11 protein-coding genes are annotated in these 14,108 nt (G+C 50.4%); 5 read left to right on the top strand and 6 right to left on the bottom strand.

The window, feature by feature from the left end:
• The coding region (locus ACYVH9_RS26845; protein WP_460639520.1) for a transposase at nucleotides 1-116 on the top strand (116 nt) is incomplete at its 5' end.
• A gap of 144 nt (nucleotides 117-260) precedes the next feature.
• Here ACYVH9_RS26845 and katG read toward each other — a convergent pair.
• Together katG and ACYVH9_RS26835 are read right to left on the bottom strand one after the other, a co-directional pair.
• Nucleotides 261-2,540, bottom strand: coding sequence for a catalase/peroxidase HPI (katG, locus tag ACYVH9_RS26840; RefSeq protein ID WP_460639515.1), 2,280 nt, complete (start codon nucleotides 2,538-2,540; stop codon nucleotides 261-263).
• Between the two features lie 384 nt (nucleotides 2,541-2,924).
• Nucleotides 2,925-7,103, bottom strand: coding sequence for a hybrid sensor histidine kinase/response regulator (locus tag ACYVH9_RS26835; RefSeq protein ID WP_460639514.1), 4,179 nt, complete (start codon nucleotides 7,101-7,103; stop codon nucleotides 2,925-2,927).
• 247 nt (nucleotides 7,104-7,350) lie between these two features.
• Between ACYVH9_RS26835 and ACYVH9_RS26830 the strand changes: the two genes are divergently transcribed.
• A complete protein-coding gene (locus ACYVH9_RS26830) occupies nucleotides 7,351-7,971 on the top strand; it encodes an SOS response-associated peptidase (protein ID WP_460639513.1) in 621 nt (206 codons plus the stop codon).
• A 60-nt stretch (nucleotides 7,972-8,031) separates the two neighbouring features.
• Here the strand turns inward: ACYVH9_RS26830 and ACYVH9_RS26825 are convergent, their stop codons facing one another.
• Nucleotides 8,032-8,637 carry a deoxynucleoside kinase gene (locus ACYVH9_RS26825; protein ID WP_460639512.1) on the bottom strand — a complete coding sequence of 202 codons (606 nt, stop codon included), beginning with the start codon at nucleotides 8,635-8,637 and terminating at the stop codon, nucleotides 8,032-8,034.
• 84 nt (nucleotides 8,638-8,721) lie between these two features.
• On the opposite strand from ACYVH9_RS26825, the gene trhO reads away from it, so the two are divergent.
• Nucleotides 8,722-9,678: an oxygen-dependent tRNA uridine(34) hydroxylase TrhO gene (gene trhO, locus ACYVH9_RS26820; protein ID WP_460639519.1), complete on the top strand. Its 957-nt coding sequence runs from the start codon at nucleotides 8,722-8,724 to the stop codon at nucleotides 9,676-9,678.
• On the opposite strand, the gene ACYVH9_RS26815 is transcribed toward trhO, so the two are convergent.
• Entirely contained in the window at nucleotides 9,661-10,170 is a 510-nt protein-coding gene (locus ACYVH9_RS26815) for a GNAT family N-acetyltransferase (protein ID WP_460639511.1), read from the bottom strand. The genes trhO and ACYVH9_RS26815 overlap by 18 nt on opposite strands.
• 143 nt (nucleotides 10,171-10,313) lie before the next feature.
• Here ACYVH9_RS26815 and surE point away from each other — a divergent pair, with 143 nt between their 5' ends.
• Both surE and ACYVH9_RS26805 read left to right on the top strand, forming a co-directional pair.
• Entirely contained in the window at nucleotides 10,314-11,135 is an 822-nt protein-coding gene (gene surE / locus ACYVH9_RS26810) for a 5'/3'-nucleotidase SurE (protein WP_460639510.1), read from the top strand.
• 106 nt (nucleotides 11,136-11,241) lie between these two features.
• Entirely contained in the window at nucleotides 11,242-12,819 is a 1,578-nt protein-coding gene (locus ACYVH9_RS26805; protein WP_460639509.1) for a GH3 family acyl-acid amido synthetase, read from the top strand.
• 40 nt (nucleotides 12,820-12,859) lie between these two features.
• On the opposite strand, the gene ACYVH9_RS26800 is transcribed toward ACYVH9_RS26805, so the two are convergent.
• Together ACYVH9_RS26800 and ACYVH9_RS26795 are read right to left on the bottom strand one after the other, a co-directional pair.
• A complete protein-coding gene (locus tag ACYVH9_RS26800; protein ID WP_460639508.1) occupies nucleotides 12,860-13,498 on the bottom strand; it encodes a LysE family translocator in 639 nt (212 codons plus the stop codon).
• A 6-nt stretch (nucleotides 13,499-13,504) separates the two neighbouring features.
• Nucleotides 13,505-14,053, bottom strand: coding sequence for an NUDIX domain-containing protein (locus ACYVH9_RS26795; RefSeq protein ID WP_460639507.1), 549 nt, complete (start codon nucleotides 14,051-14,053; stop codon nucleotides 13,505-13,507).
• Nucleotides 14,054-14,108: the final 55 nt, after the last annotated feature.

Here is a 14,108-nt window from a genome sequence, read left to right as displayed (position 1 = left end):
GTACCAATGCCTCGGCGGAATCCTTCAACGCGAAAATCAAGGCATTTCGGGCATCATCCAGAGGAGTCAGAGACATTGCTTTCTTTCTGTTCCGATTGACCAAACTTTATGCCTAACTTCCCCCCAATTTTTGCTCTTGATCCCTTTTCTAAATGGGTCTTCAATCAGGAGCCGGCTCAAATGACTTAAGCCGGCTCTTGTATAAAAAAGCATACTTAAGGCACCGACAGAAAAGCCAAAGGTGCCCTCAGTATGAACCATCAGGCCAAATCAAATCGGTCCAGATTCATTACTTTATTCCAGGCGGCCACAAAATCGTTGACAAATTTATCCTGGCCATCGGCGCTGCCGTACACTTCCGCAATTGCCCGCAGTTCGGCGTTGGAGCCGAACACGAGGTCGGCGCGGGTAGCGGTCCATTTTACGTCACCAGTTGCCCGGTCACGGCCTTGGTAAAGCTCCCTATCGGCCGATATTGCCTTCCAGGCGGTGCTCATATCCAGCAGGTTTACAAAGAAATCGTTGGTAAGCTGACCGGGCCGGTCGGTGAAAACACCATCTCCGGAGCCATCAAAATTGGTATTCAACACACGCATTCCCCCTACCAGCACGGTTAATTCGGGTGTGGTTAAGGTGAGCAACTGAGCTTTATCAATCAACAGCTCCTCGGTGGATACGGAATAGCTGGCCTGACGGTAATTGCGGAAACCATCGGCAACGGGCTCCAGATACCCAACCGATTCAACATCGGTTTGGTCCTGCGAAGCATCCATCCGGCCCGGTGTAAACGGAACGGTAATCGAACGGCCCGCGTCCTTTGCCGCTTTTTCAACGCCAGCGCAACCCGCCAGCACGATCAAATCTGCCAGTGAAACTTTTTTCCCGTCAGCCTGCGCACCGTTGAACTCATTCTGGATCCGTTCCAGCGTACTCAAAACCCGTTGTAGCTGCGTTGGATTATTGACCCGCCAATACCGCTGAGGAGCCAGCCGAATGCGGGCACCATTTGCTCCCCCGCGTTTGTCAGATCCGCGGAACGTCGAAGCCGAAGCCCAGGCTGTCGCAACCAGCTCAGACACGCTCAAACCGGATTCCTGCACCTTTGCCTTCAGCGCTTCGAAATCATTTTCGTCAACCAACGCGTGATCAACCGCCGGGATCGGATCCTGCCAAAGCAGCACCTCTTCCGGCACATCTGGTCCGAGGTAGCGGGCGCGAGGCCCCATATCGCGGTGCGTCAGTTTAAACCACGCCCGGGCAAACGCATCAGCAAACGCGTCAGGGTCTTCCAGAAAGCGCCGGGATATTTTTTCGTAAGCCGGATCGAACCGCAAGGCCAGATCGGTTGTCAGCATGGTGGGCGCGTGCTTCTTGGTACTATCATACGCATCCGGAATGATACCGTCGGCGTCCTTGGCCACCCACTGGTGCGCTCCGCCCGGGCTTTTGGTTAATTCCCACTCAAAGCCAAACAGGTTTTCGAAGAAGTTATTACTCCATTGGGTGGGTGTTTTTGTCCAGATGACTTCCAGCCCGCTGGTAATGGTGTCAGCTCCTCTACCAGAACCATAGCTGTTGGCCCAGCCCAGGCCCTGCAATTCCAGATCGGCCGCTTCGGGCTCTTTGCCTACATGTTCGGAGGGAGCCGCGCCGTGGGTTTTACCGAAACTGTGGCCACCGGCGATCAAAGCAACGGTTTCTTCGTCATTCATGGCCATCCGGCCGAAGGTAACCCGGATGTCTTTGGCAGCAGCAATCGGATCAGGGTTTCCGTCGGGTCCTTCCGGGTTTACGTAAATTAGCCCCATGTGAGCCGCGGCCAACGGTTCTTCCAGGTCACGTGAATGGATTTTGCCATCGGCATCTTCATCCGAACTTACGACGCCATGCGCTGCAACCCCCGGAACTCCTTTTGAATACCGGTGTTCGTTGCCCAACCAGGTGGTTTCAGAACCCCAGTATACATCCTCATCGGGTTCCCAAACATCGGCGCGGCCACCGGCAAAACCGAATGTTTTAAAACCCATCGATTCCAGGGCCACATTACCGGTCAGGATCAGCAAATCCGCCCACGAAATTTTGCGGCCATATTTCTGTTTGATCGGCCAGAGCAACCGACGGGCTTTATCGAGGCTGACGTTGTCGGGCCAGCTATTGAGCGGGGCAAACCGCTGCTGCCCTGCACCGGCCCCACCCCGGCCATCAAATACCCGATAGGTACCGGCACTGTGCCAGGCCATGCGAATGAACAGGGGACCGTAATGCCCGAAGTCAGCCGGCCACCAGTCCTGGGAGTCGGTCATGAGGTCATGCAGATCTTTTTTGACAGCTTCCAGGTCGAGGCTTTTAAAAGCTTCGGCATAGTCGAACTCTTCATCCATCGGGTTGGATAAGGACGAATGCTGACGCAGGATGGTTAACTTCAACTGATTGGGCCACCAGTCACGGTTTCTGGTGCCACCACCACCCACATTGTGGGTTAGGGTACCGTTGTGGAAGGGGCATTTGCTGAGATCATTTGATCCTTTTTCCTTTTCCATGAGTTTATGTGTTAAAGCTATACGTGCCTGCAACTGATCTTTTGCAGCGCGATAAAATTATGTTGTAAAAAAAAATAATCATAATCGATTAATTCTATACTCGTATAGCTAAAATCTATTATCAGGATTCTGATGCCCCTTGCGAAGTTTCTTCGTGTTGAAATGCAGTCCAATAAGCACTGCAAGGAAAGGAAATAAAAAGCAGATAAAACCCCTGAACCTAGCCTGCGGGCTTGCTAAAATAGAAGAAACCGATCCCATACATACGGTTATTCTGCAATTTGGTACCGGGCCAGGAGGTGCGAATTAAGAAGCTGGGAAATGATCAGTAGCTTTCAGAAACCAGTTGAGCTGGCCACGGCAGCATCAGCTGCCAATCAGGCGCTACGCCTGCTGCCTCCGCTGAATCGACGCCCGTTCCAGGGCATCCTTCAGGATGTTTAGCGAAATGGGTTTTGAAATGTAATCGTTCATACCCGCCTGCAAACACTCTTCCTGGTCCTCTTTCATCGCGTTTGCCGTCATGGCAATGATGATCGGCTGCGAACCCGGTTGCTGGCGAATTTGACGGGTTGCGTCTAGTCCGTTCATCTCCGGCATCTGAACGTCCATCAAGATGGCGTCATACGGCCGTTCTTTCAGCATATTCAGCACTTCCACCCCGTTTTGAGCCAAGTGCGGTTCATAGCCCAGTTTATTCAATATGTTTTGAATCAGTTTTTGATTAGCCAGGTAGTCTTCGGCAATTAAGATTGTGAGCGGGTGCTCCCGGGCAAAATCCTCCGACAAGGCGTGCTGCGTTGGCCGGGGCGCAGCAACCGGCATTTCTTCGGTCTGCTTTAGTTGCCGTTGTACCAGATCAAAGAGCTGCTGCTGGTGAATAGGTTTGGTCAGAATAGCGGAAAACAAGTCATGGTACGCCTTACGGGTTTCTTCGCCCACCGAACTGAGCAGAATGATGGGCAATCGCGGATACTGGTCCCGGATGCTACGCGCCAACTCCACTCCGTTCATGCCGGGCATTTGCATATCCGTAACCACGAGCTGAAACGGAGCACTGGCCCCCAGCAGCGCCAGTGCCTGCGGCCCCGACGATGCAATGGTAGGCACCAACTTCCACTGCTCCAGCTGCGTTTTCAGAATTGTCAGATTAGTCTGGTTATCGTCCACCACCAGTACCCGTTTTCCGGCGTTTTCGGTGGTGTTAAACAATACATAATGACGTTTAGCCTGCTGGCTCGTTTGGCACCGGACCGTAAACGAGAAGGTCGTTCCCCGGCCTTCCTGGCTTTCTACCCAGATATCGCCCGCCATGAGTTTAACCAACCGCTCGCTGATGGCCAATCCCAGACCGGTTCCGCCGTATTTCCGGGTCATCGACGAGTCGCCCTGCGAAAAAGCCTTGAAAAGCCGCTGGAGCTTGTCCTCCGAAATGCCAATTCCTGTATCCCGCACCTGAAAAATGAGATCCAGTTCCCGGTCGTTGTGGTACTTCTGAACATCAACCCGGACAAAAACCTCTCCCTTGTGGGTAAATTTAACGGCATTTCCCACCAGGTTGATCAGGATTTGTCGAAGCCGCAAGGCATCGCCTACCACCGTCATGGGCACGTGATGTTCAAATTGATACACCAGATCCAGGCCACTTTCGGCGGCCTTTCCGGCAAACATGTCGAGCACATCCTCAACGCAATGCAGCAGATCAATATCGCCCAGCTCCAGTTCCAGGCTGCCAGACTCAATTTTGGAGAAGTCCAGAATGTCGTTGATAACGCCCAGTAAATTGGTTCCGCATTGGTAAATCGTATCGACATACTCGTGCTGTTCCTCCGACAATTCGGTTTCCTGAAGCAGATACGTCATCCCCAGCACACCGTTCATCGGCGTACGGATTTCGTGGCTCATGGTGGCCAGAAACACACTTTTGGCCTGATTCGCCTTCTCGGCTTCTTCCTTCGCCAGCTGTTCCTGAAGCCGTTGTTCATGCAGTTCTTCGATCAGGGCCTGCAGGTGTTCGGATTGGGTCTTCAGCTCTTCCTTCTGGAAATAAACTTCGGCGGTGCGCTCACTGACCGTTTCTTCCAGTTTCTTCTTCTGCGCCTGCAACGACCGGGTTCGCCAGCGGTAAATCACGTTCGGACTCGCTAAAAAGGCAATGGCAATCAGGGTGCCAAACCACCAGGTTTGCCAGAATGGCGGTTTTATGATCACCCGAAATGAGTCTCCGTGCCGGTTCCAGACGCCATCATTGTTGGAAGCCATCACCCGGAATGTATACAAACCCGGGTCCAGATTCGTGTAGGCCGCCGTCCGGCTATTGGTCTTTATAATCCAGTCATCATCAAATCCTTCGAGCATGTAAGCGTATTGATTTTTCTCGGGCAGTGAATAGTTCAAAGCCGCAAACTCAAACGCAATCGTCGATTCTTCGTGCGAAAGGGTGATTTTGTTTTCCTTCGTCATCACCGGTTTCCCAAACAGCATAAATTTGGTAATAAACACTGGCGGAACATAGGGGTTATCCCGTAAGCTGTCCGGGTAAAACGCGTTCATTCCTTTGATACCCCCAAAATACAGCTTTCCCTGCTTGTCGTTGAAAACCGCCATCCGGTTGAAGTGATTGCGCTGTAAACCATCCCCTACATCAAAATTCCGGAACGTTTTCGTTTTGGAATTGAGCTTCGACAGTCCTTTGTTGGTGCTTACCCAAATATTGCCTTGCGTATCACTCGTGATGGCTTGAATGATCTCATTCGGCAAACCGTGTTTCTGCCGGAAGGTTGTAAAGGTCTGATTTTTGGGATTAAACCGATTGAGTCCGCCATTGGTACCTACCCACAACTGGCCTGCATCGTCTTCGTACAAGCTCACTACCAGGTTGTGGCTCAAACTCCCGGGTATTTTTGAATTATGCAGGTAGGTAGTAAACGTGCCGGTTGTGGGGTGAAACAGATTTAAGCCTCCGCCCTCATTACCAATCCATAGCTGCCCTTTTCGATCGTACAAGATGGCACTGTTGTAGCCTTCGCTAATGGCACCCGGGCGGGCGGGATTCGGGCGAAAATGAGTAAATTTACGGGTCTTTTTATCGTATCGGCTGATTCCGGCCCCCAGTGTTCCCAGCCAGATTTCTCCTTTTTTTCCTTCCGTGATGGTACAAATGGTTTCGTGGCTCAGCCCGTTGATATCATTGGTGGGCCTGTAGTTGAAAAAATGGTTGGTGCCTTGTTGCTTGAGGCTAAGGCCGCCCTTGTACGTTCCGACCCAGATATCCCCATCACTATCCTGAAAAACACTCATCACGAAATTACTTCCCAGACTTTTCGGATCAGCCGGATTGTTTTTGTAGTACGCAAACCGGTTGGTAGCCTTCATCAATACATTCAAGCCACCTCCATCCGTGCCCAGCCATAAATTGCCCTGACGATCCTGCGTCAGTGACATTACATTGTTGTTATTCAGGCTGTTGGGGTCATTGGTCTTTTTCTCGTAAAGCGCAAACTTAACCGGTTCATGATCCAGGAAATTAACGCCACCATTATACGTACCGAACCACATATTTCCGCTTCGGTCCTGATAAACCGCATTAACGCTCCGGTCGTTGAGTCCATACGGGTTGTTTTCATCGTAGAGATACCGTGTGAATCCGGTACGGTCTTTGTTCAGCACGCTCATTCCGCCATTTTCCGTACCAATCCACAGATTTCCTTTTGAATCTTCTCCGAGTGTATTTAAATCATTGTGCCCGATTGAAGTTGGAACGGCCGGGTTGTTCAGAAACCGAGTGAAGGTTTGCTGATCACTTTTCAGCAGATTCAGCCCTCCGCCTTCCGTAGCGATCCAGAGTTGTCCCTGAGCATCTTCAAACAGTTTTTTGACATTGTTATGACTCAGCGAATTCTCAACGGTTGGGATGTTTTTGAATTGCCGAAAGGTATTGGTTGACAAATCCATCCGGTTGACGCCCCCGCCGAAGGTGGCCACCCAGACCTGGCCTTTTCGGTCGACGAGCACATCCCGAACCCGATCATTACTCAGGCTGGTCGGAACACCGGTCTGGTTGGTGTACCGGGTAAACGACCCCTTAGCGGGATTAAACCGGTTCAAACCACCATCCGTACCTACCCACAGATTCCCGCGCGCATCCTCCGCAATCGCCGTTACGCGGTCACTGCTCAAACTATTGCGCTTATCTTTGGCGTGCCTGTAAATAACGAAACCGCCGGTTGATTTATCAAAAAGGCACAATCCCCCGTTATCGGTACCAATCCAAAGACGCCCTTTGCGATCTTCATACAACGACCGGATAAAATCGTCGCTCAGGCTGCTCGGACGGTTTTCATCGTTGCGATAAACCGTAAATGAATTGCCATCGTAAAGGTTGAGCCCATCCTGCGTTCCAAACCACATAAACCCTCTCTTATCCTGCAAAATACAGGTTACATTACTTTGAGAGAGTCCATTCTGCGTTGTAATATGCTTGAATCGAACAGCATTATTCTGAGCTACAGCCAACTGAACCACCCAAAATACGGCGAATAGCGCGGTAATAAATACTTTCATAGATGGTTTTAAAATTCTTAACCCGTATGAAACCTGACGATGCTGTACGTTTTTATAAATGTCCGATAATTGAGTATAATTAACAAAAATCGATCCTAATTTTTAACTATATTTTTAAGGGGCCTCTTTCTGCAAAAGACGGTACTAAATAAGGTTTTTAGGGCCATTCCGTAACAATCCGACCGCCTATTACCGCCTATTTTTAAAATATAGTAACTTGTTAGGTCACCAACCTCAATGGCGTTCTATGTGTTACTCCGTCAAAGCAATTTCTGAATTGGGAAAATTAGCCAAGCTGTACAAGGCTGATTATCCGAAAGATGAAACTTACCAACCGGCAGCAAAAAGCTCCGGCTTTGCCCATCCCAGATTGCCTGTCATCACCCAGGAAAACCCATCCGAAATTCAGCTTTTCCAGTGGGGGCTCATCCCAACCTGGGCCCGCGAGGATAAAGCTGGCGAACTCGCCAAAATGACGCTCAACGCCCGCGAGGATACGATTTTTGAGAAACCGTCTTTCCGGGACAGCATTAGCAACCAGCGTTGTCTTTTACTCATTGACGGTTTTTACGAATGGCGGCACGAAGGCAAACAGAAGATTCCGTATTTTATTACTTTGTCGGATGGCCAACCGTTTGCGCTGGGATGCATTTATTCCATCTGGAACGGCCAGCCCACGTTCTCCATCGTAACCACGAAGGCCAATCCGCGCATGGAATACATCCATAATACCAAAAAGCGGATGCCGTTGATGCTGACGCACGAAGAAGAACGTCGTTGGATTGATCCGGAACTGACCAAAACAGAAATCAGGGAATTGATGCAGCCCCTGGATGAAGAATTGATGCAGGCCAGCGTCCTTGATTAAAGGCTTGCTATTGGCAGGGGCACCTCCGTGCTATACCCAACCATTTTGCCCGAACGGTTTTTAACGAAATACCCGGTCAACTTCATCTATAACCTTCTGCAAATCAGCTGGTTTTTCTACGTAGTCCAGCGTATTGACATCAATCACCAGGAGCTTTCCGGCCCTGTACTCGGCCGTAAACGCTTCGTAATAGCGGTTCAGACTTTCCAGGTATCCCGGGCTGATGGATTGTTCATAATCCCGGCCCCGCAACCGGATGCGCTCCTGCAACCGGGCCACATCGGCCCGCAGGTAAATCATCAGATCCGGTGGGCGAACCAGCGCCAGCATGTTTTCAAAAACCCGGCGATACGTCTGGTAGTCGCGCGGACTCATCAAATCACTCTCGTACAGATTCCGGGCAAAAATATAAGCATCTTCATAAATCGTGCGGTCCTGCACCACCGACCGGTTGGTAGTATTGATGGTACGCATCTGCTCAAACCGGCTGTTCAGAAAAAAAATCTGCAGGTTGAATGACCAGCGTTGCATATCGGCGTAAAAATCCGCCAGGTACGGATTCCCTTCGACGGCTTCGTTGAGCACTTCCCAGCCGTAATGAGCGGCCAGTAGGGTAGCCAGGGTTGTTTTTCCGGCCCCAATATTTCCGGTAATTGCAATGTGCATAGTCCCAGTTTTTAGCCCTGACGTGGTCGTCAGGGATACTTTTTGTATCTTTGTGTGTTTACCCAAGACAGATGTCCTTGTATGATGAAGCCCTATCGCGTCCTATTATATTATTGTTATACAACCATCGAAAACCCTGAGCAGTTTCGTGACGAACACCATCAGTTGTGCATTCGCCTGAATTTACTGGGACGAATCATCGTAGCTGCTGAAGGATTGAACGGCACGGTTTCGGGTTCGCCCGCCGACTGCGACGAATACATGCGCGTGGTCAAAGCCGACCCGCGTTTTGAAAGGCTGGAGTTCAAAGTGGACGAATCGGACGAACACGCTTTTCAGAAATTGAACGTTCGGCTGAAAAACGAAATCGTCAACTCGGACTTGCCGGTTGACCCGCTCAAGCGCACCGGCATTCACCTCGAACCGGACGAATTCAAGACAATGAAGGACCAGGAGGATGTTGTGCTGATCGACATGCGGTCCAATTACGAGCATTCCGTCGGAAAGTTTAAAGGAGCCATTACATTCGACATGGAGAACCTGCGCGAACTGCCGCAGCACATGGACGAAATCAGGCACCTGAAAGATAAAAAAATCATTACCTACTGCACGGGCGGCATTAAGTGCGAAAAAGCCAGCGCCTACCTGCTGGATCAGGGGTTTGAAAATGTGTACCAATTGCACGGCGGCATCATTAAGTACGGAATCGAATCCGGCGGGGAAGATTTTGATGGCAAATGCTACGTCTTTGACAACCGGGTGGCGGTGGAGGTAAATCAGGTAAATCCAGCCGTGATTTCAACGTGTTTCCGCTGTGGCTCGTCCACCGACCGGATGATCAACTGTGCGAGCCCAGCCTGCAACAACCACGTTACCCTCTGCGAAGCCTGCGGAGATGAACACCAGGGCACTTGCCGGGACGAATGCAAAAGCGATCCGAATTTACGCGCCTACGATGGCACTGGATATTACGCCAAAGAAACCCGGGGTTACTCGCCCTGGCTCGGTTACCGGAGTCAGCAGTCATCCATGAGCCACTAAGGCTTTTTCCAGCACAAAATCATTCATCCAGTAAGGTCCGATCGGAATATCTTCTTCGCGGACTACAACAAAGCCCAGTCGTTCGTAGAACTGCCGGGCTTTGTTGTACCGGTTGACATTCAGATACAAGCGCTGTCCGCCCGCTGCCAGGCACTGCCGGATCACTTCTTCCAGCAGAAACCGTCCGGTTCCCTTGCCCTGCTCGGTGGGCAATACGTAGATTTTGTGTAACTTAAACCGCTGAGGATTTGCCGGATTCGGGGAATAGGAAGCAAACCCCGTCAACGTGTTATCATTGTAGGCCAGGATGAAGGTCTGGTTCTCATTAATCATCTGATCCCGAAGTGCTTCCCGGGAATAAATGGCCTGAAACATATAATTGATCTGTTCCTGGTCAAGAATGGCCCGGTAGGTTGGCTCCCAGATTTTCTCCTGGAGCGCAATGATGGAATCAATGTCTTCAACGGTGGCGGTTCGAAATTCGAGCGGCATGCGATTGGGGTTTTGCATCCTGATACACGACCCAATTTACCGTTTTTAAGCACATCCGCTACCGTTATCTTTATAAAAGGTACCGATTCCCTTGGCAATAATGCTTACCTTTGGCAACCAGTAAACACGCTAACACGCTTACTATGTCGGCTCAAAAACCGTTGATTTTAGTCTCGAATGACGATGGCATCAATGCTCCGGGCATTCGTAATTTAGTATCGCTCATGAAACAACTGGGTGACGTTGTGGTGGTTGCCCCCAGCAGTCCGCAGTCGGGCATGGGGCACGCCATTACCATTGCATCACCCCTTCGTCTATACCAGGTTGATCTTTTTCCCGGGATTCCCGCCTATGAATGCTCCGGCACGCCCGCCGATTGCGTCAAACTGGCAAAACATTATGTCTTGAAGGATCGCAACCCGGATCTGGTGGTCAGTGGCATCAACCACGGCAGCAACACCTCCATCAGTGTGTTGTATTCCGGAACCATGTCGGCGGCTATCGAAGCGGCCATTGAGGGCATTCCCGCCATTGGGTTTTCTCTCTGCGATTACGGCCATGATGCCGATTTTACCCATACGTACGATCACATCCTGAAAATTGCCGGCCACGCTCTGGAAAATGGCATTCCCAAAGGAACCGCCCTGAACGTGAATTTTCCGGCCAAATCCGACGAGCCCCTGCGCGAAATCCGGATTTGCCGGCAGGCCGATGCCCGCTGGCAGGAAGTGTTTGATGAACGCAAAGATCCCTACGGTCGGGGGTACTTCTGGATGGCTGGCAAATTTGTCAATAACGACAAGGGCGAGGACACCGACGAGTTTGCGTTATCGCAAAACTGCACGTCCGTTGTGCCGTGTCAGCTCGATTTGACGGATTATAAAAGCCTATCCACCTTACAATCGTGGAAAATGAACGAGCCTGATTCAGCCATACCCCATGCTGACAGCGTCACGACCCCGTAAGGAAAGCGAGTGAGAACGGTTTTCGGCGCCCTGTTTCGCCCACAACCGAACTGCTTGCGCTTACTTTGCCTGACAGTTAGACAACGAACATAAACGCATTGACCCCATGGCATTATTGGGAAGCCTATTGAAACGCGGAATTTCACTGACCGGTGTGGTCAGGAGAAAGAAATTGAATCCGCTGAAATTGCAGAAAAAAACCTTTGTCAAATTAATCGGCAAAGCACGATACACCCAGTTTGGACAAGCCTACCAGTTCGAAGAAATTGAAAATGCGGCTTTTTTCAGCGACGAAAAAGAATTTTACCAGAAATACAAGGAGCTGGTTCCCATTTACGATTACAACAAGATCTACAAAGAATGGTGGCACCGGTCTGTCAACGGGGAAAAAAACGTCTGTTGGCCGGGCCGGGTTAAGTATTTTGCCCTGAGTTCGGGCACCTCGGAATCGGCATCGAAATCCATTCCCGTCACCAAAGCGATGACGAAAGCGATTCAGAAAACCAGCATCCGGCAAATTCTGAGCCTGAGTCGGTACCAGCACCTGCCCTCGCAGCTCTACGAAAAGGGCATGTTGATGTTGGGGGGCAGCACCCAGCTGAGTTACCGCGACAACCATTTTGAAGGCGATCTGAGCGGGATTCAGGCCAAGCAGATTCCGTTCTGGTTTCAGAAGTTTTACAAACCCGGCAAAGAGATTGCCCAGGAGCGCGACTGGGCGCTAAAACTGGACGAAATTACGGAACAGGCATCCCAATGGGATATCGGTTTTGTGGTGGGAGTACCGGCCTGGATTCAGTTGCTGATGGAAAAAATCATTGCCCATTACAAGGTCAAAACCATCCATGACATCTGGCCCAACCTGATGGTTTTCTGCCACGGTGGCGTTTCGTTTGAACCTTATCGCAAAGGTTTCGAGCACTTGCTGGCTCACCCCATTACTTACATTGAAACGTACCTGGCCTCGGAAGGTTTTATTGCCTACCAGACGCATCCCGACGCCGAAGGCATGCAATTGATTCTTGACAATGGGATTTTCTTTGAGTTTATCCCCTTCAACGTGGATAATTTCAACGCCGATGGCGAGGTGGTCGAAAAACCGCAGACCTTGATGATCGATGAAGTCGAAGAAGGCAAAGAATACGCCCTGCTGATTTCAACCTGCTCGGGTGCCTGGCGCTATCTGATCGGTGATACCATCAAATTCGTTTCCAAAAAACGCTGCGAGATTGTTATTACGGGCCGAACGAAACATTTCCTGAGTCTGTGCGGAGAACATTTATCGGTCGACAACATGAACAAGGCCGTCGAGCTGGCGTCCCGCGAACTGAAAATCAATGTGCGGGAATTTACCGTAGCCGGTATTTCTCACGACTCTTTATTTGCCCATCACTGGTACATTGGTACCGATGATACGGTGGATGATACGGTTTTGAAAGAATTGATCGATGCCAAACTGAAGGACCTCAACGACGACTACGCCGTTGAACGCCGACACGCCCTCAAAGATGTCTTTGTGACTACCCTTCCGACGTCTACGTTCTACAAATGGATGGAGTCCAAAGGAAAAATGGGCGGTCAGAACAAATTTCCGCGCGTCCTGAAGAAAAACCTGATTGCGGATTGGGAAGGTTTCCTGAAAACGCAGGGAATTGACTCCGAAAGCAAACAAATTGAAAAGTAACTTTTCCAAACCGGGTCTTCCATTCCATCGAAGATCCGGTTTATTGCTTCAACATGGTGATCAGCGGGTCATACAAGCGGGTCCAGGCCAGCTGGAGAGCAATAAAAATAAAAACAACGCCCGTGGTCCGGTTGAAAACCAAGACAACTTTAGGGGTAAAAAACCGCTTTAACTTGTGCGCAAACACGGCCAATGCTGACTCCGTTGTGAAAATACCGACCAAGCTGGAAACCATGAAAACAATTCGCTCCTGCGACGTATAGTGCAACGAATTGGTCAGGTATGCCGCCAGCGTAACCCAGGTAATGAAATTGATGGGATTGATGGCATTCAGAACGAATCCGGTTGAAAAATAGTAGACGAAATTTCCAAAACGGGTTTTGGGGTAGGCCAACCGTGGTGTTCCTTTAAAGAGGTTGGCAATGCCCATCGCCAGGAGCAAGACAACCCCGAACAAGGTTAGATAAACTTCAAAACCGTCAATTTTGGGCAGAAAAGCCGTTCCAAACAACGCACACACCACAAAAATTGCATCGCAAACAACAACCCCAAATGCAATCTTGATGCCGGATCGATAGCCATTATCGACACTATTCTGCATGAGGGAGAAAAAGACGGTTCCGAAGGTAAAGCAGAGTAAAATGCCAGCGACTAAACCGTATAAAATGGCCAAAATCATGTGGTCTTAAAGCTGTTTCAACCGCGCCACTTTCAGCAGGGCGCAGACACTAAGTGCGTCGGTTATTTCGCTGTTCATCACCATCTGAACGGCGTCACTTAGGGAAACCCGCCGAATTTGCAATTGTTCAGTTTCTTCGGGTTCGTGGGTTCCCTGCGACAATTCTTCGGCGATGTACAAAAAACCTTCCTCGTCGGTAGCAGAATTCGACGTATGGATCCGACCGATCATGGTCCACTGAGCGGCTTCCAGCCCGGTTTCTTCCTTCAGTTCCCGCCGGGCCGATTCCAGCAAATCGGTACCGATGGGTGCCCCGCCCTCCGGAACTTCCCAGGAATATTCGTCGAGCGGATACCGGTATTGCCCCACCAGGTACGTATAGCCTTCCTGATCAATGGGCACCACAACCACGGCTTTATTCTTGAAACTGACAACCCCGTAAATGCCGGGGGTGTTGGACGGCGTGATCACATCTTCATGCCTGATTTTCAACCAATTATTTTCGTAAGCAATGGTTGAAGTAAGCGTTTTCCAGGGATTATCGGTCAACTCCATAGGCGCAAAGGTAAAGAGAAATCCTTAACAGTTTGCTACCTTTGCGGGCTATAAC

This window comes from Larkinella harenae (assembly GCF_054780515.1).
This window is presented reverse-complemented; position numbering and strand designations above follow the sequence as displayed.